We start from the raw sequence: 19481 nt of genomic DNA, 5'->3' as shown, positions 1-19481 counted from the left end.
TTGTGATAGTTGTGCAGGCGCTAGTCTGGCAAATGTCGGGATGTTTAGCCAGAGCTTTACTCATTCCCCTAAACAATTTGGGTGGCTGCAAGACGGCATGTTCGTTCAGCCCTGAGTATTGCGAGTACAGCCAGCGAATCTCAAGTCTGGCGGACAAATAAAAACGCCGCCCGGAGGCGGCGTCAGAAGCGCAAGCAGATTACTGCGCTTTCTTATCAGCAGCGGCCGGAGCCTGTGCTTTCTCATCCGCTTTTGGCGCTGGCTTGATATCCAGCAACTCAACATCAAATACCAGCGTTGAGTTGGCCGGAATGCCCGGAACGCCATTTTTGCCGTAAGCCAGGTTCGGTGGGATCACCAGCTTGATCTTGCCGCCTTTCTTCACGTGCTTCAGACCTTCGGTCCAGCCTGGGATCACGCCGTCGAGACGGAATGACAGTGGCTCGCCACGGGTGTAAGAGTTATCAAACTCGGTACCGTCAATCAGCGTACCTTTATAGTTCACGACGACGGTGTCGCTGTCTTTAGGTGCGTCACCGGTGCCTTCTTTCTCAACCTGATACAGCAAGCCAGATTCAGTTTTCTTCACGCCTTTTTCTTTGGCGAATTTATCAGCGTAAGCGGCACCCTTGTCAGAGTTCTCTTTCGCGTCTTTTTCCATCTTCGCCTGTGCAGCGCCTTTCACGCGGCCTTCGAAGGCTTGCAGTGTCTGCTCGATCTCTTGATCAGACAGTTTGCTCTTGCCACCGAATGCATCCTGAACACCTGCGATCAGCTGATCTTTGTCCAGTTTGATGCCCAGCTTCTCTTGTTCCTTCAGAGAGTTGTCCATGTAGCGACCCAAAGAGGCACCCAGCGCATAAGCTGACTGCTGGTCTTCGTTTTTGAAGGCAGCATTTTTCGGTGCCTGCGGTGCTGCCTGAGCAGCGTCAGCCGGAGCCGCAGCGGTTTCAGCTGCCATTGCCAGCGGTGCATTCAGCGCAATGGCCATGGTGGTAGCTAACAATGTGACTTTAAACAGTGATTTCATCCTTTCTCCAAAACCGAAGCATCTAAACCTCGGGAATCATTGCGGACAGTGGCCCACACTATAACTTTACGTGGCAGCGGCGAACACTCCCACAACGTAATTACCCGCTTAACATCCGACCTTTTTTGCATCAGGAAGTTTCACCAGAGATGAAGGCATTAGCGCTGATTTCAACCGCAAAGCCCCATAAAGGTTAAAAATCGGGTGATTCTGGCGCTAAAGGCCGTAGAATCACGCCCGATACGCGCCAGGCGCAGCACCGTGACAGGAGAAGAGATGATGCAGCATGAAGAGTGGGAACAACGCCTTGAGGCGCTGGAGAGCAAACTGGCATTTCAGGAGCATACCATCGATCAGCTCAATCTGACGGTGACTCAACACGAACTAGAGATGAGTCGTATGCGCGAACAGGTACGTTTATTAGTGGATAAAGTGAAAGCAGCGACACCCTCACCGATTGCTTCGCAGTCCGAAGAGACGCCACCACCGCACTATTAAAGCAAAAGGCCACCCGGAGGTGGCCTTTTGTTGTTCAATGCAGAACTTAGTGGCTGCAGCCGCAACCGCCAGTACCACAACCGCCCTGGCCATGATCGTGACCATGGTCGTGATCGTGGTCATGATGATGACCATCCGCGCCATGCACATGGCCGTGAGCGATTTCTTCTTCCGTTGCTTCACGGATCGCTACCACTTCCACGTTGAAGTTCAGGTTCTGACCCGCCAGCATGTGGTTACCATCAACCACAACGTGCTCGTCTTCCACTTCGGTGATTTCAACCGGCACTGGACCCTGATCGGTTTCTGCCAGGAAGCGCATGCCAACCTGCAGTTCGTCGACGCCCATGAACACGTCTTTTGGTACACGCTGCACCAGGTTGTCATCGTACTGACCGTAAGCGTCGTTTGCTGGAATATGCACATCAAACTTATCGCCAACCGCGTGATTTTCCAGCGCTTTTTCCAGACCAGAAATCAGGGAACCATGACCGTGCAGATAGTCCAACGGTGCACTCACCGGTGACTCGTCAACCAACACACCGTCTTCGGTACGAACCTGATACGCCAGGCTCACCACCAGGTCTTTTGCTACTTTCATGATATCTCCTAACCGTTGAGAACTGAGATCCCGTCTCATTGGTCTATTTTGCGTGCAATAACCAACCAGAAAGGTTCAAGACTGAGGATGCCAACAAATGTGTTGCTGCATACAGCTCAGCGTTAATGGCGCCGATTGTAGCGGAATTCAATCCCGCTGTAAGTTTAAGCTTAAAAAAAGCTGCGCCATTCCGCTACTCAGGATGAAAAATGCCGATCACTTGCTCATTGCTGCGCACCTTATCGCGAACTTGTTTATCCGCTTCACGCATTTGATGGCCGCACTGCACGCACTCCACCACTTCGACATTGTTTTCACGCCATAACGCCAGCGTGTCTTTTTCCTGACATTGCGGACATACCGCACCAGCAATAAAACGTTTACGCATACTCTTTCCTGCCCGCTATTAAGCAACGGATATGTTAAGTGTAGTCCTACTCGTCATCCCAACCGTCGATCTGGCGCTTTTCATGCTGCATTTCGCGCTGGAAGATGTCTTCTAACTCACGGCGAGCTTCACGCACACGTGAGGCCTGCGCGTTATCATCGTGGCTTGGCACCAGCTCACGCAGCATGCGCATATCGAGTCGACGGAAGTGCTGTTGCGCACGTTGCGCCTGATGCGGATGCATACCGAGTGAAATCAGCGTCTTGCGTCCCAGCTCCAGCGCACTGGAGAAGGTTTCACGCGAGAACAGCGTGACGCCCGCTTGCAGTAATTCATGGGCTTCCACACGGCCACGCGCACGCGCCAGGATTTCCAACTGCGGGAAGTGCTGCTGGCAAAGGTGAACGATGGACATCGAATCTTCTGGATCATTGCAGGTAATCACAATGGATTGTGCATTCTCCGCACCGGCAGCACGCAGTAACTCAAGCTCAGTGGCATCGCCATAGTAAACCTTATAGCCATATTTGCGCATCAGGCTGACAGCCGAGATGTCACGCTCCAGCACCGTAATACGCTTATTGTTAGCCATCAGCAAGCGGCCCACCACCTGACCAAAACGACCAAAGCCCACCACAATCACCTGCGGCTGATCATCTTCGACAAACGGCTTCTCATTGTCATCATCGGGCTCATTGAACCGGCGTGCGAGAATTTTATCTACCCCCTGCATCAACAGCGGTGTAGTCATCATCGACAGCGTCACCGTCACCAGCAACAGGGGTAATTGATCGCCGCTAAACAGTTTGGCCGACGAGGCCGCCGAAAACAGCACAAAAGCAAATTCACCGCCCTGACTAAGCACCCCGGCAAACTGCAGGCGCTCGGAACTGCGTAAGCCATAAATACGGCCAAGCACATAGAGCACCAGCGTTTTCACCGCCACCAGAATCACTACGCCAAGGATAATTTCCGCGATATGGGTATAGAGCACGCCCAAATTCAGCGCCATGCCAACGGAAATAAAGAACAGCCCGAGCAGCAACCCTTTGAAGGGTTCGATCGCCACTTCAAGCTCGTGCCGATATTCACTCTCGGCCAGTAGGATCCCGGCGATAAAGGTGCCGAGGGCCATCGACAGCCCTAGCATATCCATAAACAGCGCCGAGCCCAGCACCAGTAATAATGAAGCCGCCGTGAACACTTCACGCACACCGGAAGCGGCGATAAAGCGGAAAATCGGACGCAGCAGATAACGGCCACCCACCAGCATGCCGGCAAACGCCAGCACCTTCATACCCACTTTCAGCCAGTCAACATGACCGCTGTCCCCACCGGCCAGCAACGGCACAAGTGCTAATGCGGGGATGACAGCCAAATCCTGGAAGAGGAGCACTGAGAAGCCGAGCTGTCCCGCTTCGCTACGATTCATGCCTTTATCGCGCATCAATTGCAGTGCCATGGCCGTGGAGGACATGGCCAGGCCAATCCCGCCGATAGTCGCAGCCTGCCAGCTAAAGTTGGTTAGCCACAACAGCACACCAAGAATCGCCGCAGAAACCAATACCTGCGCAGCGCCCACGCCAAAGATTGAACGTCTTAACGCCCAAAGCTTGGCAGGATTCAACTCCAGCCCGATGATGAACATCAGGAACACCACGCCGAGTTCGGAGAAGTGCAGAATCTCATCAACGTCGCTGATAAAGCCTAGCCCCCACGGGCCGATGGCAATGCCGGCCAGCAGATAACCCAGTACGGCACCAATGCCAAGTCGTGCCGCAATCGGCACCACAACCACAGCAGCCACCAGATAAATCACTCCGGCGGTGAGTAACGTTTGACCTTCCATCACATCACTCCCTGCGGCAACGGTGACGAGAGCCAGTCACGATAGGCGCGCGCATAATTGCGCAGCACTTCCGGCGTCTGGCGGCGAGCCCAGTAGATCACCATCGGCGTCATCCAGTGCATACGACACATCTGCGCCGTCAGCTCAAACGGACGCATGATGTCGCTCATCGGATAACGATTCAGACCATTGTGGTGGTACGCGGTTTCTGGTTCTCCGGTGGTCACCACGCTGCGCCAGTACTTGCCCTCCAGCGCATTCCCGTCCTGACCGCTGGCAAAACCGCGCGACAACACGCGATCCAGCCACTCTTTCAGCAAAGCCGGGCAGCTATAGGTGTATAGCGGGTGCTGGAAAACAATGATTTGGTGGTCGCGCAACAACTGCTGCTCGTAATGAATATCAATAAAAAAGTCCGGATAGTGGGCGTATAAATCGTGCACCGTGACGTGGTCCAGTTCCATAGCCGACTGCAGCAAAACCCGATTAGCAATCGAATCCTGTGTTTCCGGATGGGCGTAAAGCAGCAAAATTTTGGGTGGCTGCGACATCGTTCCCCTCCAAAGCGTCGTCACCGCAGCGGAATTCCGCTACCATGCTCGACGCAACTAACCATTATTGAATTATGTTGCCGATAAATTAACATATTCTGACGATACGGCGCTTATGATTGTCTTTTCCGCATTACAAATACGCCGCGGCACCAACGTGCTGCTGGACAACGCAACAGCCACCATTAATCCCGGCCAAAAAGTCGGTTTGGTGGGTAAGAACGGCTGTGGAAAATCCACGCTGCTGTCGCTACTGAAGGGCGAAATTAGCAGTGATGCAGGCAATTTCACTTTCCCTGGTAACTGGGCGCTGGCATGGGTGAACCAGGAAACCCCGGCCCTTAGTAAAGCCGCGCTGGAATATGTTATCGACGGCGACCGCGAATATCGTCAGCTTGAATCCGAATTAGTTGATGCCAACGCCAGGGATGACGGCAACGCCATCGCCCTGTTGCACGGCAAGCTGGATGCGATTCAGGCGTGGAGCATACATGCTCGCGCCTCCAGCCTGCTGCACGGATTGGGCTTTAGCCAGGAACAGTTAATGCGGCCGGTGAGTGATTTCTCCGGCGGCTGGCGTATGCGCCTTAACCTTGCGCAAGCGCTGGTGTGCCGATCCGATCTGCTGCTGCTTGATGAACCGACTAACCACCTCGATCTTGACGCCGTTATCTGGCTTGAGCGCTGGTTGAAAAGCTATGAAGGCACGCTGATCCTCATCTCGCATGACCGAGACTTCCTTGATCCGGTGGTGGATAAAATCATTCATATCGAACAGCAGACGATGTTCGAATACACCGGCAACTACAGCTCGTTCGAGCGCCAGCGCGTCGCCAAACTGGCGCAGCAGCAGGCGTTGTTCCAGAGCCAGCAGGAAAAAGTACAGCACCTGCAAAAGTATATTGATCGCTTCCGCGCCCAGGCCACTAAAGCCAAACAGGCGCAGAGCCGTATCAAGATGCTGGAGCGCATGGAGTTAATTGCCCCCGCTCACGTCGATAACCCGTTCAGTTTTAGCTTCCGCGCGCCAGAAAGCCTGCCGAATCCCTTACTGAAAATGGAGAAAGTCACGGCGGGTTACGGCGAACGCATCATTCTTGATGCTATCAAACTGAATCTGGTGCCGGGTTCACGCATCGGTCTGCTCGGTCGTAACGGTGCGGGTAAATCAACGCTGATCAAACTGCTGGCCGGTGAGATTGAAGCGCTGGATGGCAAAGTTGGCCTGGCAAAAGGCATCAAGCTTGGCTACTTCGCTCAGCATCAACTTGAATACCTGCGCGCCGATGAATCGCCATTGCAGCATCTGGCCCGCATTGCGCCACAAACGCTGGAACAACAGCTACGTGATTATCTCGGCGGCTTCGGTTTCCAGGGGGATAAAGTCAGTGAAATCACCGAGCGTTTCTCCGGCGGTGAAAAAGCGCGGCTGGTGCTGGCACTGATCGTCTGGCAACGTCCAAATCTGCTGCTACTCGATGAACCGACCAACCACCTCGATCTCGACATGCGACAGGCATTGACCGAAGCGCTGATTGATTTCGAAGGCGCGCTGGTGGTGGTTTCGCATGACCGTCATTTACTACGATCCACCACCGACGATCTCTATCTGGTCCATGACCGCAAAGTCGATATGTTTGAAGGCGATCTCGATGATTACCAGCAGTGGTTGAGCGATCTGCAAAAGCAGCAAGCCCAGCAGGATGCTGCACCGAAGCAGGATAACGCCAACAGCGCCCAGTCTCGTAAAGATCAGAAACGCCGCGATGCCGAACTGCGTGCGCAAACCCAGCCGTTGCGTAAAGAGATCGAGAAGTTAGAGAAGCAGATGGCGAAGTGGCAGAGCCAGCTCAGTGAAGCGGAAGCGATGCTGTCAGACAGTGCGATTTACGATCAGAGCCGTAAGGCCGATTTAACCTCGGCGCTGCAACGTCAGGCTGAAAGCAAATCGGCGCTGGAAGACGTTGAAATGGCCTGGCTGGATGCGCAAGAACAACTGGAGCAGATGCTGGCGGGCTAGCCGCTAGGTTGATTCTGTAGGGTTAGCATTTTGCGAACCTGGTAAATTGTGTTGCTGTTTGTGTTGCTGTTTATGTTGCTGCCGGGTTTGGTGTAAGGGCCAGAAAAGCCCCGCCCGATCGCAAAGGGATCTCGCATCCATGCTGATCGACCGCCACATCCATGTGGCGGACGCTTTGCTCTTCGGGCGGGGCTTTCCTGTCCTGTTTAGATTCTCATCGCTGTATCTTGTGCGCTTGTCTGGATGTTTGCACACTTCGTAGCGGCGCAATTTATTGCGCATTTTTTTAGACACGCGCGATAAATAGTGCCGCTACGGATATGAATCAGCCAGTTAGAACGGCACATCACCCAGCACGGTTGCGCGATGCATCACTCTACGCGCCGGATAATAATCCGCATTGGCATAATGCTGCGTGACGCGGTTATCCCAAATCGCCACATCATTCTCCTGCCAGCGCCAGCGCACCTGAAACTCCGGTTTTGCCGTGTGCCAGAACAGGAAATTCAGCAGTGCTTCGCTCTCCTTCTCACGCAATCCCAGTAAACGCGTCGTGAAGCCTTCATTCACAAACAGCGCCTTACGCCCGCTCACCGGGTGCGTGCGAATGACGGGATGGTGCACCGGCGGATGCTTCGCCACGGCCTGTTGCCAGCGTTGATGTTCCTCTTCGGTCTTACGGTATTTATATTCCTGGAATGACTTCTTGAAATCGTGTTCTGCCTGTAAGCCACTCAGCAGCTGCTTGAAAGGCTCGGACAGCGCTTCATAAGCCGCAATGCCCGTGGACCACAGCGTGTCGCCACCGCTTTCCGGCAGCAGCTTCGACGCTAAAATCGCAATCGCTGGAGGCGTTTGAATAAAGGTCACATCGGTGTGCCAGTTATCGTTATCCGGCGGATTGTCCTGATGGGTATCCAGCACGATAATTTCTTCCACCCCCTCGGCATGCGGATACACCGGATGGATGTGCAGATCGCCGAAGCGGATCGCCAGAGCGCGATGCTGTTCCGGTGTAATCACCTGATTACGCAGGAACAACACCTGATGGCGCAGCAGACCATGATAAAGCTGCTCAAACTGCGCGTCGCTTAACGGGCGGCTGAGATCGAGGTCGCTGACCTGCGCACCGATATACGGGCCCAGCGCGGTAAAGGTGATACGTTCGTTCATTGCTGTTCTCCATTCCAGGGCGTTAATCGGCGCTGCAAAGCGCGCAGACCCAGTTCTAAGCTAAAAGCGATCAAGGCAATCACGGCGATTCCGGCCAGCACCACATCGGTGGCAAGGAACTCGCCCGCCGACTGCACCATAAATCCCAGTCCGCGCGTGGCGGCAATCAGTTCGGCAGCCACCAGCGTTGACCAGCCGACGCCGAGGCCAATGCGCAAACCCGTGAGAATTTCCGGCAAGGCGCCCGGCAAGATGACAAAGCGCAGCAGCTGCCAGCGCGACGCGCCCAATGCCTGTGCCGCGCGAATCCGTACCTGCTGAGCATTCTTCACACCCGCCAACGTCGAGAGCGTTACCGGTGCGAAGATCGCCAGATAAATCAGTAATATTTTTGAGGTCTCACCGATACCGAACCAAATCACCATCAGCGGCAAATAAGCGAGCGGTGGCACCGGGCGATAGAGTTCAATCAGTGGATCGAGCAGCCCCCGAATCGCCGGGCTTAGGCCCATCGCAATGCCGACGGGAATACCAATCAGCGCGGCAAAGAACAGTGCCACCAGCATGCGCGTCAGGCTGGCGCCCAGGTGCTGCCATAACGTGGCATCCATAAAACCTTGCGGGCTGGCAATCAGCAGCAGCTTTTGCAGCACCTGCTGTGGCGGCGGCAGAAACAGGGGGGCCACCAAACCCAGCGTCGTGACGCCCCACCACACCAGCAGTAACAGCGCGACACTCAGTAGACTCAATGAAAACTGGGGGGAAAACGGCCAGCGCAGTGTGCGTCGGCGAGTCTGGGTTTTCTCATCAATCACCGCACTCATACAAACGCCTCCCGCTGAGAAAAGACCTGATTCAGCACATATTCACGGCGCTCGATAAAGGCCGGGTCGGATTTAATACTGCGGCACGCTTCACCGGCAGCGAACCGCTGACCAAAATCGAGTTTGATACGCTCCACCACTCGACCGGGTCCCGGTGACAACAGCACCAGTTCGCTGGCAAGAAACACCGCTTCTTCAATATCGTGGGTAATCAGCAGAATCTGTTTGCCGGTATCGCGCCACAGCGTCAGCAGCAGGGTTTGCATCTGTTCGCGTGTAAAGGCATCCAGCGCACCAAATGGCTCATCTAACAGCAGCAACTGAGGATCAGCCGCCAGCGCACGCGCAATCCCCACGCGCTGACGTTGACCCCCAGAGAGCTGCCAGATATAACGCTTTTCTGCCCCTTCCAGTCCGACTTTGCGGATTAAACGGCGAGCAATGGTGTGGCGTTCAGCCTTGTCCATTCCCGCCAGCTGCAAGCCAAACGCCACGTTATCGATCACGTTACGCCACGGCAGTAGCCCTTCATTCTGAAACACCACGCCGCGTTCTGCGCCCGGTCCATTTACCGCTTTGCCATCAAGCGTGATACTGCCGGACTCCAGCGGCAGGAATCCGGCGATCAAGTTCAGTAAGGTGGTTTTGCCACAGCCAGACGGTCCCAGCACCACCAGCAGGTCGCGTTGATCCAGTTGCAGATTGATATCCTGCAGCGCGGGTTGTCCGGCGTAACGTGCATTCAGGTTGGTGATGCTGAGCATAGCGCCTCCGTTATTTCGCTAAAGGTGCAACAAATTGCGTGGTGACAAAGCTGCTGTAATCATTAGCCGCGTCCGGCACTTTGCCCTGCTCTTTCAGGAAGTGCGCGGTATCAACAATGGCTTTGTTCACTGGCTTGCCCAGCTGTTCCACCTGCTGCTGTGCGGTCAGGTAGGTATTGCCTTTGACCAGCACCGGCACATCGCTTTCCGGTACGCCACTCAGGCGCGCCAGTTTGCTGAGATTGTCGGGCTGCTTCAGCCACTGTTCTGGATTAGCAATGTAGGCTTGCTGTGCCTCAATCGCGCTGCGCGCAAAGGCAGTGACGATTTCAGGATGCTGCTGGGCGAAATCTTTGCGCACCACCCACACATCCAGCGTTGGCGATCCCCATTTGCCCACCTGAGAAGAGTCGGTTAACACCGTGCCATCCTTTTCCAGCTCGTTAACCGCCGGTGACCAGACGTACGCGCCGTCGATGTCACCGCGCTTCCACGCCGCAATAATGGCAGGCGGTTGCAGATTCACTAACTGCACCTGCGACGGCTTGATGCCCCAATGCTTGAGCGCTGACAGCAGGCTGTAATGGGTGGTGGAGATGAAAGGCACGGCGATGCGTTTGCCAATCAGATCCTTGGGACGGGTGATGGATTTCTTCACCACCAGCGCTTCGGAATTGCCAAGCTGTGATGCCAGTAAGAAAGCTTCGATGGGCAACTGCTGTGTTGCCGCCACGGCTAACGGGCTGGACCCGATATTACCGATTTGCACATCACCGGAAGCCAATGCCCGCAGCACGCTGGCACCGCTATCAAACTTGCGCCAATCCACCGTCGCGCCACTCTCTTTGGCAAAGGTGTTATCGGCCTGCGCCACTTTGGCCGGTTCCGCCGAGGTTTGATATGCCACGGTGACATTCACCGCCTGTGCCTGAAACGCCATCAGGGCCAATGCTGCCGCCACTGCCGTTATTGTTTTTTTTACTGCCATCATCGTTCACCCCAATGTTATGTCGTGATGGCAGTTTCTCCAGCTGCTGTAATTTCATAAAGGAATTAAAAATTATCCCTAATGAAAATCTGTTCTTAGATCAACATTGGGCAAGGCTATGCGAAATATGCAAATGCAAAGAAGGCGTAAAGACGGAAATATGTCACGCGCTCACATAACGACTGTGCTATTGATAGGCTTCTGATTTTTCACCTCTACTGGCGGTACTGAAATCCATGTCGATTGAAAAAGTTGCCCGTCTTGCTGGCGTGTCTAAAGCCACGGTTTCTCGGGTGTTGAACCAGCATCCCGGCGTGCGTACAGATACGCGAGAAAAAGTATTGGCTGCCATCAATCACTGTGACTATCAGCCCAATCTGCTGGCTCGCCAGCTGCGTACTGCCCAGAGTCATATGTTGCTGGTGTTAATATCAGACATCACTAATCCCTTCTGCTCACGCGTGGTACAAGGCATTGAAGCTGAAGCCGAAGCGCAGGGTTATCACATCCTGTTATGCAATTCGGCCTCGCAGCTGCCGCGCGAAGCCGCTTATCTGGCGTTATTAAGCGGTAAAGTGGTTGACGGTGTGATCACCATGGATGCCGCCGCCTGTTTGCAGCAGTTAAAAGATTTGATTGGTGACGCCCCCTGGGTGCAATGCGCCGAATACGATCCAGCCATTCCCGCTTCCAGTGTCACCATTGATAATAAAGAAGCCGCATTTGAAACGGTGCGTTATCTGGCCAACAAAGGCCGCCGACGTATCGCGCTGGTGAATTGTGATATGCGCTATCTCTATTCACATCAGCGCGAAACGGGTTATCGCGAAGCGCTGGAGCAGTTGGAACTGAGTTGGGGTGGCGTGGCTTACGCGGAAAACATTTCGTGTGAAGCGGGCAGTGCCGCACTGCGTGAACTGCTGGCGCGACCGGAGCGACCAGACGCCGTGTTTGCGGTTTCTGATGTGCTGGCGGTTGGCGTGATCCATGCAGCGCTGGAAGCGGGATTGCGGGTACCTGAGGATTTGGCGGTAGTAGGATTCGATGGCATTCCCTTCACCAGCAGCCTCAATCCACCACTGACCACCATCGAACAACCGATGAATCGACTGGGTGCACGCAGTGTTCAGCTGTTATTGAACCGCATCCGCCAGCCGCACAGTGAAGTGGTGCGTGAAGTGTTACCCTGGAAGCGCGTTGAACGCGCCTCCAGTTAACTCAACGCCAGATCAGCAGTACACAGGCTGCCGTGAGCGCACCCATCGCCAGGTTGAAGATTTTCCACGCACGCGGGCTGCGCAACAATCGGCCAATCAGCGAACCAAATCCCATCCAGATAACACCGGATACCACATTAACCAGCGCCATGCCGATACTGATCGCAATCACGGAATGCAGATACGCGTCGCCTGCAAGGCTGAAGCTGGCCACCGCGCCCAGCGCCATCAGCCAGGCTTTTGGGTTGATCAGCTGTAACAGACCACCCTGCCAGAACGGCATCTGTTTCACCGTGGCGTCTTCGGTTTCCAGCTTCTCGTACTCTGCGGTAGCAATTTTCCACGCCAGCCACAACAGATAGAGACTACCGGCAATCTTCAGCACCAGATGCAGTGAAGGATAAAGCAGGATCAAACCGCCGATGCCAAATGCCACCATCAGCAACATGACTTGCATACCAATCATGATACCAATGAGCAGCGGGATGGTGCGCAGGAAGCCAAAATTAGCACCTGAGGCGGTAAGTAACATATTATTGGGCCCTGGCGTGATGGCAGCGACCCAAAGAAAACCCAACATTGATAAAAAAAGACTCAGTTCCATGTAAATTCGGGTGCTCCTCACCCAGTAAAGCGGACAACCCATCGAAGCTATCAGCGAGTTATGCATCAGACAAGCCTTTACCCAAGCTATTTTGATCGCCTGAACGGCGAGCGATTCACTCCGCTGCGCGGATTCAGTAACGCGCATCTGCAAACCCTGCTGCCGCGCATACTGCGTCGGCGCGTAACCCTGCGTCCGCACTGGCAGCGACTTGATCTGCCTGATGGCGATTTTGTTGATCTCGCCTGGAGCGAAGACCCGGCGCAGGCGCGCCACAAGCCGCGTATGGTGATGTTTCATGGCCTGGAAGGCAGCTTTCGTAGCCCATACGCCCATGGTCTGATGCAAGCGTGTCAGGCGCGAGGCTGGCTGGCGGTGGTGATGCACTTTCGTGGCTGCAGTGGCGAACCTAATCGCCTGGAACGCATTTATCATTCCGGTGAAACCGAAGATGCGACCTTTTTCTTACACTGGCTGCAGCGCGAATGGGGCACGGTGCCGACTGCAGCAGTGGGCGTTTCACTCGGTGGCAATATGCTGGCCTATTTATTGGGCATGCAGGGCAATGATGTGCCTGTGGATGCAGCCGTCGCGATTTCGGCACCCTTTGCGCTCGAACCCTGCAGTGAAAAGCTCGATGCCGGCTTCTCTCGTTTCTATCAGCACTATTTACTGACCAAGCTGAAACAGAACGCCACGCGCAAACTGCTGGCCTGGCCTGGCACACTGCCGGTGGAACTGAGCCAGCTGCGGGCATTTCGCCGCATTCGTGAGTTTGATGATGCGATTACCGCACGGGCGCACGGTTTTCTGGATGCCAACGACTATTATCAACGTGCCAGCGCTATGCCGCTTCTCACGGGCGTGCGCAAGCCGCTGCTGATCATCCATGCCAAAGACGATCCCTTTATGACCGATGCGGTGATCCCGCAGCCGGAGCAACTGTCGCCTTCGATTGAATATCAGCTGACGCAAAAAGGCGGTCACGTTGGCTTTGTCGGCGGTACGTTAATGAAGCCGAAAATGTGGCTGGAACAGCGTGTGCCTGACTGGCTTTCAACCTATCTGGATGTGTGATCGTGATTATTCCCTGGCAAGAACTTGAAGTCGCAACACTGGAAAACCTGATTGAAACTTTCGTGCTGCGCGAAGGCACCGACTATGGTGAGCAGGAGCGCAGCCTGGAACAGAAAGTCGCCGACGTGCGCCGCCAACTGGAGCGCGGTGACGTTGTGCTGGTGTGGTCGGAACTGCATGAATCCGTCAACATTATGCCGAAAGGCGAGTTTCGCGGTTAATGCACCGCACAGTAATTCGTGGTAACAATGCTCATCGCCCGACTTCACAGGGAGTTCTGTTATGTCAGCCAGGCATCCAATCATTGCCGTGACCGGTTCCAGCGGTGCCGGTACCACCACCACCAGCCTCGCCTTCCGTAAGATTTTCCAGCAGCTGGATCTGCATGCTGCGGAACTGGAAGGTGACAGTTTTCACCGTTATACCCGTCCAGAAATGGATATGGCGATCCGTAAGGCACGCGATCTGGGCCGCCATATCAGTTACTTCGGCCCGGAAGCCAATGACTTCGGGCTGCTGGAACAGACGTTTAAGCATTACGGAAAAACCGGGTTGGGTGAGTCGCGCAAATATCTGCACACCTACGACGAAGCGGTGCCGTGGAATCAGGTGCCGGGCACCTTTACGCCCTGGCAACCGCTGCCGGAAAACACTGACGTGCTGTTCTATGAAGGATTACACGGTGGCGTGGTAACACAGCAGCACAACGTCGCCGAGCATGTCGATTTGCTGGTCGGCGTGGTGCCGATTGTCAATCTGGAGTGGATTCAAAAGCTGGTGCGCGACACCAGTGAGCGCGGCCATTCCCGTGAAGCGGTGATGGATTCAGTGGTGCGTTCGATGGAGGATTATATCAACTTCATCACGCCGCAGTTCTCGCGCACCCACATCAACTTCCAGCGTGTGCCAACGGTGGATACGTCAAACCCCTTTGCCGCACGTGAAATTCCGTCACTCGATGAAAGTTTTGTGGTGATTCACTTCCGTGGGCTGGAAGGCATTGCTTACCCTTACCTGCTGGCGATGATCCAGGGCTCGTTCATTTCACATATGAACACGCTGGTGGTGCCGGGCGGCAAAATGGGGCTGGCAATGGAGTTAATCATGACGCCACTGGTGCAGCGGCTGATTGAAGGTAAACGGATTGAATAATCCAGAAATTCTGTAGCGGCGGCCGTTTGGCCGCCCGCTGATGTTATCGCTCAATCACTTCGTAACTGTGCGTCATTTTCACACTATTGCCGAGCATGATCGCCACCGAGCAATACTTCTCCGCCGACAGATCGACAGCCCGCGCCACTGCTTTATCGCTTAGCGCGGTGCCGCTAACGATAAAATGCAGGTTGATGTGCGTAAAAATACGTGGCGCTTCTTCACGGCGCTCAGAGGTGAGTTTCACCTCGCAGTCAGCCACATCATTTCGGCCTTTCTGTAGGATCGATACCACGTCAATCGCGCTACAGCCGCCTGCTGCCATCAAAACCATCTCCATCGGGCTTGGCGCTTTGTCACCCGAGTTACCGTCCATTAATACCTGATGGCCAGATGAGGATTCTCCGAGAAAGGTCAGCCCTTCCACCCATTTCACTCGTGCCTGCATTATTCTTTCTCCTGAAGTGGCGGTTTTGCCGCCAGAGTACGCTTTCACTTGATAAACAGCAATCCAGACTCTTCCGCCTGTTGCTGAAGCGAGACAACAGAAGACAGCTTGCAAAAGCTGTGCTACAAACAGTGCTGAAAATATTTTCGTCATCACAGACGAAGGCGGGAAGAATCAAAAGCGTAGCTTAAGAATCACCCGGAAATAATTTTCCTTTACTGGAAACGCTCGACGATTACACCGCCTGACAGGGAAAACTGCCCCCTGTATTTTGGGCACGATTACAACAGAGGATAATAGCGAATGGTTCTCGGCAAACCGCAAACAGACCCTACACTCGAATGGTTCCTGTCCCATTGCCATATTCACAAATATCCGTCCAAAAGCACGCTCATCCATCAGGGTGAGAAAGCGGAAACGCTGTACTACATCGTGAAAGGTTCCGTTGCGGTTCTGATCAAAGATGAAGAAGGCAAAGAGATGATCCTCTCCTACCTCAATCAGGGAGACTTCATCGGCGAACTCGGCCTGTTTGAAGAAGGCCAGGAACGTAGTGCCTGGGTACGTGCTAAGACTGCCTGCGAAGTGGCTGAAATTTCTTACAAAAAATTCCGTCAGCTGATTCAGGTAAACCCGGATATTTTAATGCGACTTTCGTCGCAGATGGCGCGTCGTCTGCAAGTCACCTCCGAGAAAGTGGGCAACCTTGCCTTCCTCGATGTGACGGGCCGTATCGCGCAAACACTGCTTAATCTGGCGAAACAACCCGATGCGATGACGCACCCCGACGGGATGCAAATCAAAATAACCCGTCAGGAGATTGGTCAGATCGTGGGTTGCTCACGCGAAACCGTGGGTCGTATCCTGAAAATGCTGGAAGATCAGAACCTGATCTCCGCACACGGTAAAACCATCGTCGTCTACGGCACCCGCTAATTTCTTATCACCCACGGCGTGATGGCAACATCGCGCCGTTTTTGTTTGCGATGAGCTGATGTGGCGCCGAATCATCTATCATCCTGAGGTCAACTACGCACTGCGGCAAACGCTGGTGCTGTGCCTGCCTGTGGCACTAGGCTGGCTGTTTGGCGATCTGCAAAAAGGCCTGCTGTTCTCATTAGTTCCTGCCTGCTGCAACATGGCGGGTCTCGATACACCACATAAGCGCTTCTTTAAACGCCTGATTGTGGGCGGCTCACTGTTTGCTACCGCCAGTTTCCTGATCCAATTTCTTACCAGTGACGCCATTCCGTTACCGCTGATCCTGTTTGTGCTGCCGCTGTTGATTGGCGTGACCGGCGAAATCAGCCCGCTGCACGGCCGCTTACTGCCCGCTACGCTAATTGCTGCCATCTTCAGCCTCAGCCTGGTGGGCCGCATGCCCATGTGGGTGCCGCCTCTGCTGTATATTGGTGGCACGCTGTGGTACGGCCTGTTTAACTGGTTCTGGTTCTGGCTGTGGAAAGAGCAGCCAATGCGCGAAACCCTCAGCCTGCTGTATCGGGAACTGGCAGATTATTGCGATGCCAAATACACCCTGTTGACGCAGCTTACCGATCCCGAGAAAGCGCTGCCGCCGTTGCTGGCGCGTCAGCAAAAAGCCGTTGACCTGATCACCACCTGCTATCAGCAGATGCACATGCTCTCTGCCAGCCGCGATAACAGCCACAAGCGCCTGACGCGGGCTTTCCAGGTGGCGCTTGATTTGCAGGAGCACATCTCGGTGAGCCTGCACCAGCCGGAAGAAGTGCAAAAGCTGGTCGAGCAGAGTCACGCTGAAGCGGTGATCCGCTGGAATGCCAAAACCATCTCTGCGCGCCTGCGCCTGTTGGCCGATGCCATTCTCTATCATCAGTTGCCCGATCGCTTCCACATGGAGAAGCAACTGGGTGCGCTGGAAAAAATCGCGCGCCAGCATCCTGATAACCCGGTGGGCAACTTCTGCTACTACCACTTCAGCCGCATCGCCCGCGTGTTGCGCACGCAAAAGCCGTTATACACCCGAGACTTGATGGCGGATCGCCAGCGTCGCCTGCCGCTGTTCCCGGCGCTGCGCAGCTACCTGTCGCTCAAGTCCGCCGCATTGCGCACCGCCGCGCGTATCTCGGTGATGCTGATGTTCGGCAGCGCGCTGGCGCTGTTCTTCAATATCCCCAAGCCTTACTGGATTCTGATGACCATCATGTTTGTCAGCCAGAATGGCTACAGCGCGACACGGGTGCGTATCCAGCACCGTGCGCTGGGCACCTTTGCCGGATTGTTGATCGCCGCAGGATCGCTACAGCTCGACGTCCCCGAATCGATCACCCTGCTGTTTATGCTGGCCATCACCCTCGCCAGCTACCTGGTCACGCGCAAGTATTACGGCTGGTCGATGATTGGCTTCACCGTGACGGCGGTGTATTCACTTCAGCTGTTGTCGCTGAACGGGGCGCAGTTTCTGCTGCCGCGCATGATGGATACCCTGATGGGCTGCCTGATCGCTTTTGCCGGTATGATCTGGCTGTGGCCACAGTGGCAGAGCGGATTACTGCGCAGCAACGCGCATGATGCGCTGGAGGCTTATCAGGAAGCCTTGCGGATGTTGCTGGGGCCGGAGCAGTCTCCTGAAAAGCTGGCGTATCAGCGCATGAAGGTCAATCAGGCGCACAATGCGCTCTTCAATTCACTGAATCAGGCATCAAGCGAACCGGGCTTCAACGCGCAGTACCTGAAAGATATGCGCATGTGGGTGACCCACAGCCAGTTCATTGTGGAACACATCAACGCGATGACGATCCTGGCGCGTGAGCACACCATGCTGACGCCGAAGCTGGCGGAACGCTATCTGCAATCCTGTGAAATTGCGCTGCAGCGCTGTCAGCAGCGGCTGGCGTATGATGGGCCAGGCAATGACAGCAATATTCTGGAAGCGCCGGAGAATATGAATGAAGGGCCGGTAACGATTGTCGAGCAGCATGTGAAGCGCATCCTGCAACACCTGAATGTGATGCACACCATCTCTTCACTGGCGTGGAGCCAGCGACCGCATCACGGCCGCTGGCTGAAAGTGTTACGTCCGAAGGGCTGATTACGCCGCCAGCACTTTCTCAATCGCTTTGGCGAAACGCGCCATACCTTCTTCGATGTCAGTCGGCTCGATCACCAGTGACGGCACAAAACGCATCACATCAGTGCCCGCGGTCAGAACCATCAACCCTTCTGCTGCTGAGGCATTGAGGATATCGCGCGCTTTACTGGCGTGTTGTGGCTTCAGCGCTGCGCCAATCAGTAAACCTTTGCCGCGAATCTCACTGAACAGATCGTATTTGCTGTCGATCGCCTGCAGTGCCTCAACGAACTGCTGACGACGGGCCTCTACGCCACCCAGCACTTCTGGGGTGTTGATGATATCCAGTGCGGTTTCAGCAATCGCACAGGCCAGCGGGTTGCCGCCATAGGTGGTGCCGTGCACGCCCGGAGCCATCACCGACGCGATTTCATTGGTGGTTAGCATCGCGCTCACCGGGAAACCGCCGCCCAGCGCTTTCGCGGTGGTGATGATGTCTGGCTTGATGCCGTAATGTTCGTAGCTGAACAGCTTACCGCTACGACCCATGCCGCTCTGTACTTCATCCAGCACCAGCAGCGCTTTATGCTCATCGCACAGCGTACGCAGACCCTGCATAAATTCCTGCGTCGCAGCCACCACGCCGCCTTCACCCTGAATCGGCTCCACGACAATCGCGCAGGTGTGGTCATCCATCACCGCTTTCACCGCATCCAGATCGTTAAACGGCACATGTACGATATCTGCCGGCTTTGGACCAAAGCCGTCGGAGTATTTCGGCTGGCCGCCAACAGAAACGGTAAACAAGGTACGACCGTGGAACGCATTGTGGAAGGCGATGATTTTGCTTTTGAACGGGCTGTGTTTTTTGCAGGCGTAGTAACGTGCCAGCTTGAAGGCGGCTTCGTTGGCTTCCGCACCGGAATTGCCAAAGAACACACGATCGGCAAAGGTCGCGGCAATCAGTTTGCTCGCCAGACGTAATGCCGGTTCATTGGTAAACACGTTGCTGGTATGCCACAGGGTTTCACCCTGGCTTTTCAGCGTTTCCACCAGCGCCGGATGGCAATGACCCAGAGCCGTCACCGCGATACCGCCGGAGAAGTCGATATACTCTTTGCCCTGCTGATCCCAGACTCGGCTGCCCTTGCCTTTCACCGGCACGAACTGCGCAGGTGCATAAACAGGCAAAATCACGTTATCGAACGTTTCCCGGGTTACCGCTAGTTTTTCCGCTGCCATTGCCGA

The 19481-nt window shown here is 54.8% G+C and carries 20 protein-coding genes; 8 read left to right on the top strand and 12 right to left on the bottom strand.

Features of this window, described 5'->3' with window-relative positions; translation table 11 throughout:
- Window positions 1-199: 199 nt before the first annotated feature.
- The gene (gene fkpA / locus VH86_RS19000) at window positions 200-1030 is read right to left on the bottom strand and encodes an FKBP-type peptidyl-prolyl cis-trans isomerase (RefSeq protein WP_045833796.1); all 831 of its coding nucleotides are present in this window, start codon (window positions 1028-1030) and stop codon (window positions 200-202) included.
- 279 nt (window positions 1031-1309) lie between these two features.
- Here fkpA and VH86_RS18995 point away from each other — a divergent pair, with 279 nt between their 5' ends.
- The gene (locus VH86_RS18995; protein ID WP_034830802.1) at window positions 1310-1528 is read left to right on the top strand and encodes a SlyX family protein; all 219 of its coding nucleotides are present in this window, start codon (window positions 1310-1312) and stop codon (window positions 1526-1528) included.
- Between the two features lie 46 nt (window positions 1529-1574).
- On the opposite strand, the gene slyD is transcribed toward VH86_RS18995, so the two are convergent.
- The 4 genes from slyD to kefG form a co-directional block, all read right to left on the bottom strand.
- Window positions 1575-2129 carry a peptidylprolyl isomerase gene (slyD, locus tag VH86_RS18990; protein ID WP_034830781.1) on the bottom strand — a complete coding sequence of 185 codons (555 nt, stop codon included), beginning with the start codon at window positions 2127-2129 and terminating at the stop codon, window positions 1575-1577.
- Window positions 2130-2322: 193 nt separating this feature from the next.
- Entirely contained in the window at window positions 2323-2517 is a 195-nt protein-coding gene (locus VH86_RS18985; RefSeq protein ID WP_034830784.1) for a YheV family putative zinc ribbon protein, read from the bottom strand.
- Between the two features lie 46 nt (window positions 2518-2563).
- Entirely contained in the window at window positions 2564-4366 is a 1803-nt protein-coding gene (gene kefB / locus VH86_RS18980; protein WP_038644319.1) for a glutathione-regulated potassium-efflux system protein KefB, read from the bottom strand.
- Window positions 4366-4917, bottom strand: a complete 552-nt coding sequence (gene kefG, locus VH86_RS18975) for a glutathione-regulated potassium-efflux system ancillary protein KefG (RefSeq protein WP_045833795.1) — start codon at window positions 4915-4917, stop codon at window positions 4366-4368. Before kefG ends, kefB begins: the two co-directional genes overlap by 1 nt.
- A 115-nt stretch (window positions 4918-5032) precedes the next feature.
- On the opposite strand from kefG, the gene VH86_RS18970 reads away from it, so the two are divergent.
- Entirely contained in the window at window positions 5033-6937 is a 1905-nt protein-coding gene (locus tag VH86_RS18970) for an ABC transporter ATP-binding protein (RefSeq protein ID WP_045833794.1), read from the top strand.
- 333 nt (window positions 6938-7270) lie between these two features.
- Here the strand turns inward: VH86_RS18970 and tauD are convergent, their stop codons facing one another.
- From tauD to tauA, 4 genes are read right to left on the bottom strand one after another with little or no spacing between them, the layout of a single operon-like run.
- The gene (gene tauD / locus VH86_RS18965; RefSeq protein WP_045814045.1) at window positions 7271-8110 is read right to left on the bottom strand and encodes a taurine dioxygenase; all 840 of its coding nucleotides are present in this window, start codon (window positions 8108-8110) and stop codon (window positions 7271-7273) included.
- Window positions 8107-8934: a taurine ABC transporter permease TauC gene (gene tauC / locus VH86_RS18960; protein ID WP_038644315.1), complete on the bottom strand. Its 828-nt coding sequence runs from the start codon at window positions 8932-8934 to the stop codon at window positions 8107-8109. Before tauC ends, tauD begins: the two co-directional genes overlap by 4 nt.
- Window positions 8931-9698, bottom strand: coding sequence for a taurine ABC transporter ATP-binding subunit (gene tauB, locus VH86_RS18955; protein ID WP_038644313.1), 768 nt, complete (start codon window positions 9696-9698; stop codon window positions 8931-8933). Before tauB ends, tauC begins: the two co-directional genes overlap by 4 nt.
- A 10-nt stretch (window positions 9699-9708) precedes the next feature.
- Complete coding sequence (gene tauA / locus VH86_RS18950; protein WP_038644312.1) at window positions 9709-10689, bottom strand: taurine ABC transporter substrate-binding protein; 981 nt, start codon at window positions 10687-10689, stop codon at window positions 9709-9711.
- A gap of 233 nt (window positions 10690-10922) precedes the next feature.
- Between tauA and VH86_RS18945 the strand changes: the two genes are divergently transcribed.
- A complete protein-coding gene (locus tag VH86_RS18945; RefSeq protein ID WP_045833793.1) occupies window positions 10923-11903 on the top strand; it encodes a LacI family DNA-binding transcriptional regulator in 981 nt (326 codons plus the stop codon).
- A 1-nt stretch (window position 11904) separates the two neighbouring features.
- Here VH86_RS18945 and VH86_RS18940 read toward each other — a convergent pair whose 3' ends face one another.
- Window positions 11905-12507: a LysE family translocator gene (locus VH86_RS18940; protein WP_038644309.1), complete on the bottom strand. Its 603-nt coding sequence runs from the start codon at window positions 12505-12507 to the stop codon at window positions 11905-11907.
- A gap of 60 nt (window positions 12508-12567) precedes the next feature.
- On the opposite strand from VH86_RS18940, the gene VH86_RS18935 reads away from it, so the two are divergent.
- From VH86_RS18935 to VH86_RS18925, 3 genes are all read left to right on the top strand, one after another.
- Entirely contained in the window at window positions 12568-13584 is a 1017-nt protein-coding gene (locus VH86_RS18935) for a hydrolase (protein ID WP_038644307.1), read from the top strand.
- A gap of 2 nt (window positions 13585-13586) precedes the next feature.
- Window positions 13587-13805 (top strand): YheU family protein, encoded by a 219-nt coding sequence (locus VH86_RS18930; protein WP_034820041.1) that lies wholly within the window; start codon window positions 13587-13589, stop codon window positions 13803-13805.
- A 61-nt stretch (window positions 13806-13866) separates the two neighbouring features.
- Window positions 13867-14736, top strand: coding sequence for a phosphoribulokinase (locus tag VH86_RS18925; protein WP_038644305.1), 870 nt, complete (start codon window positions 13867-13869; stop codon window positions 14734-14736).
- A gap of 43 nt (window positions 14737-14779) precedes the next feature.
- Here VH86_RS18925 and VH86_RS18920 read toward each other — a convergent pair whose 3' ends face one another.
- Window positions 14780-15184 (bottom strand): OsmC family protein, encoded by a 405-nt coding sequence (locus tag VH86_RS18920; protein ID WP_038644303.1) that lies wholly within the window; start codon window positions 15182-15184, stop codon window positions 14780-14782.
- A 303-nt stretch (window positions 15185-15487) separates the two neighbouring features.
- Between VH86_RS18920 and crp the strand changes: the two genes are divergently transcribed.
- Together crp and VH86_RS18910 are read left to right on the top strand one after the other, a co-directional pair.
- On the top strand, window positions 15488-16120 hold the full coding sequence (gene crp, locus VH86_RS18915) for a cAMP-activated global transcriptional regulator CRP (protein WP_000242758.1): 633 nt from the start codon (window positions 15488-15490) through the stop codon (window positions 16118-16120).
- Window positions 16121-16178: 58 nt separating this feature from the next.
- Entirely contained in the window at window positions 16179-18254 is a 2076-nt protein-coding gene (locus VH86_RS18910) for a YccS/YhfK family putative transporter (protein ID WP_038644300.1), read from the top strand.
- On the opposite strand, the gene VH86_RS18905 is transcribed toward VH86_RS18910, so the two are convergent.
- Window positions 18255-19475: an aspartate aminotransferase family protein gene (locus VH86_RS18905; RefSeq protein ID WP_045833792.1), complete on the bottom strand. Its 1221-nt coding sequence runs from the start codon at window positions 19473-19475 to the stop codon at window positions 18255-18257.
- Between the last annotated feature and the right edge of the window lie 6 nt (window positions 19476-19481).

Source organism: Pantoea sp. BL1 (assembly GCF_000963985.1).
In the GTDB taxonomy this organism is placed as follows: Bacteria; Pseudomonadota; Gammaproteobacteria; order Enterobacterales; family Enterobacteriaceae; genus Pantoea; species Pantoea rwandensis_B.
The sequence above is the reverse complement of the archived record's forward strand: the minus strand, read 5'-3'. Positions and strand labels throughout refer to the sequence as shown.

Bases quoted from the DNA above. Each gene is read 5' to 3' on its own strand.
- tauA (WP_038644312.1), bottom strand. From the start codon at position 10,689: ATGATGGCAGTAAAAAAAACAATAACGGCAGTGGCGGCAGCATTGGCC.
- VH86_RS18985 (WP_034830784.1), bottom strand. From the start codon at position 2,517: ATGCGTAAACGTTTTATTGCTGGTGCGGTATGTCCGCAATGTCAGGAA.
- VH86_RS18995 (WP_034830802.1), top strand. From the start codon at position 1,310: ATGCAGCATGAAGAGTGGGAACAACGCCTTGAGGCGCTGGAGAGCAAA.
- tauC (WP_038644315.1), bottom strand. From the start codon at position 8,934: ATGAGTGCGGTGATTGATGAGAAAACCCAGACTCGCCGACGCACACTG.
- VH86_RS18935 (WP_038644307.1), top strand. From the start codon at position 12,568: ATGCATCAGACAAGCCTTTACCCAAGCTATTTTGATCGCCTGAACGGC.
- kefB (WP_038644319.1), bottom strand. From the start codon at position 4,366: ATGGAAGGTCAAACGTTACTCACCGCCGGAGTGATTTATCTGGTGGCT.
- VH86_RS18970 (WP_045833794.1), top strand. From the start codon at position 5,033: ATGATTGTCTTTTCCGCATTACAAATACGCCGCGGCACCAACGTGCTG.
- slyD (WP_034830781.1), bottom strand. From the start codon at position 2,129: ATGAAAGTAGCAAAAGACCTGGTGGTGAGCCTGGCGTATCAGGTTCGT.
- VH86_RS18945 (WP_045833793.1), top strand. From the start codon at position 10,923: ATGTCGATTGAAAAAGTTGCCCGTCTTGCTGGCGTGTCTAAAGCCACG.
- VH86_RS18905 (WP_045833792.1), bottom strand. From the start codon at position 19,475: ATGGCAGCGGAAAAACTAGCGGTAACCCGGGAAACGTTCGATAACGTG.
- tauD (WP_045814045.1), bottom strand. From the start codon at position 8,110: ATGAACGAACGTATCACCTTTACCGCGCTGGGCCCGTATATCGGTGCG.
- VH86_RS18925 (WP_038644305.1), top strand. From the start codon at position 13,867: ATGTCAGCCAGGCATCCAATCATTGCCGTGACCGGTTCCAGCGGTGCC.
- fkpA (WP_045833796.1), bottom strand. From the start codon at position 1,030: ATGAAATCACTGTTTAAAGTCACATTGTTAGCTACCACCATGGCCATT.
- VH86_RS18910 (WP_038644300.1), top strand. From the start codon at position 16,179: ATGTGGCGCCGAATCATCTATCATCCTGAGGTCAACTACGCACTGCGG.
- kefG (WP_045833795.1), bottom strand. From the start codon at position 4,917: ATGTCGCAGCCACCCAAAATTTTGCTGCTTTACGCCCATCCGGAAACA.
- VH86_RS18940 (WP_038644309.1), bottom strand. From the start codon at position 12,507: ATGGAACTGAGTCTTTTTTTATCAATGTTGGGTTTTCTTTGGGTCGCT.
- tauB (WP_038644313.1), bottom strand. From the start codon at position 9,698: ATGCTCAGCATCACCAACCTGAATGCACGTTACGCCGGACAACCCGCG.
- crp (WP_000242758.1), top strand. From the start codon at position 15,488: ATGGTTCTCGGCAAACCGCAAACAGACCCTACACTCGAATGGTTCCTG.
- VH86_RS18920 (WP_038644303.1), bottom strand. From the start codon at position 15,184: ATGCAGGCACGAGTGAAATGGGTGGAAGGGCTGACCTTTCTCGGAGAA.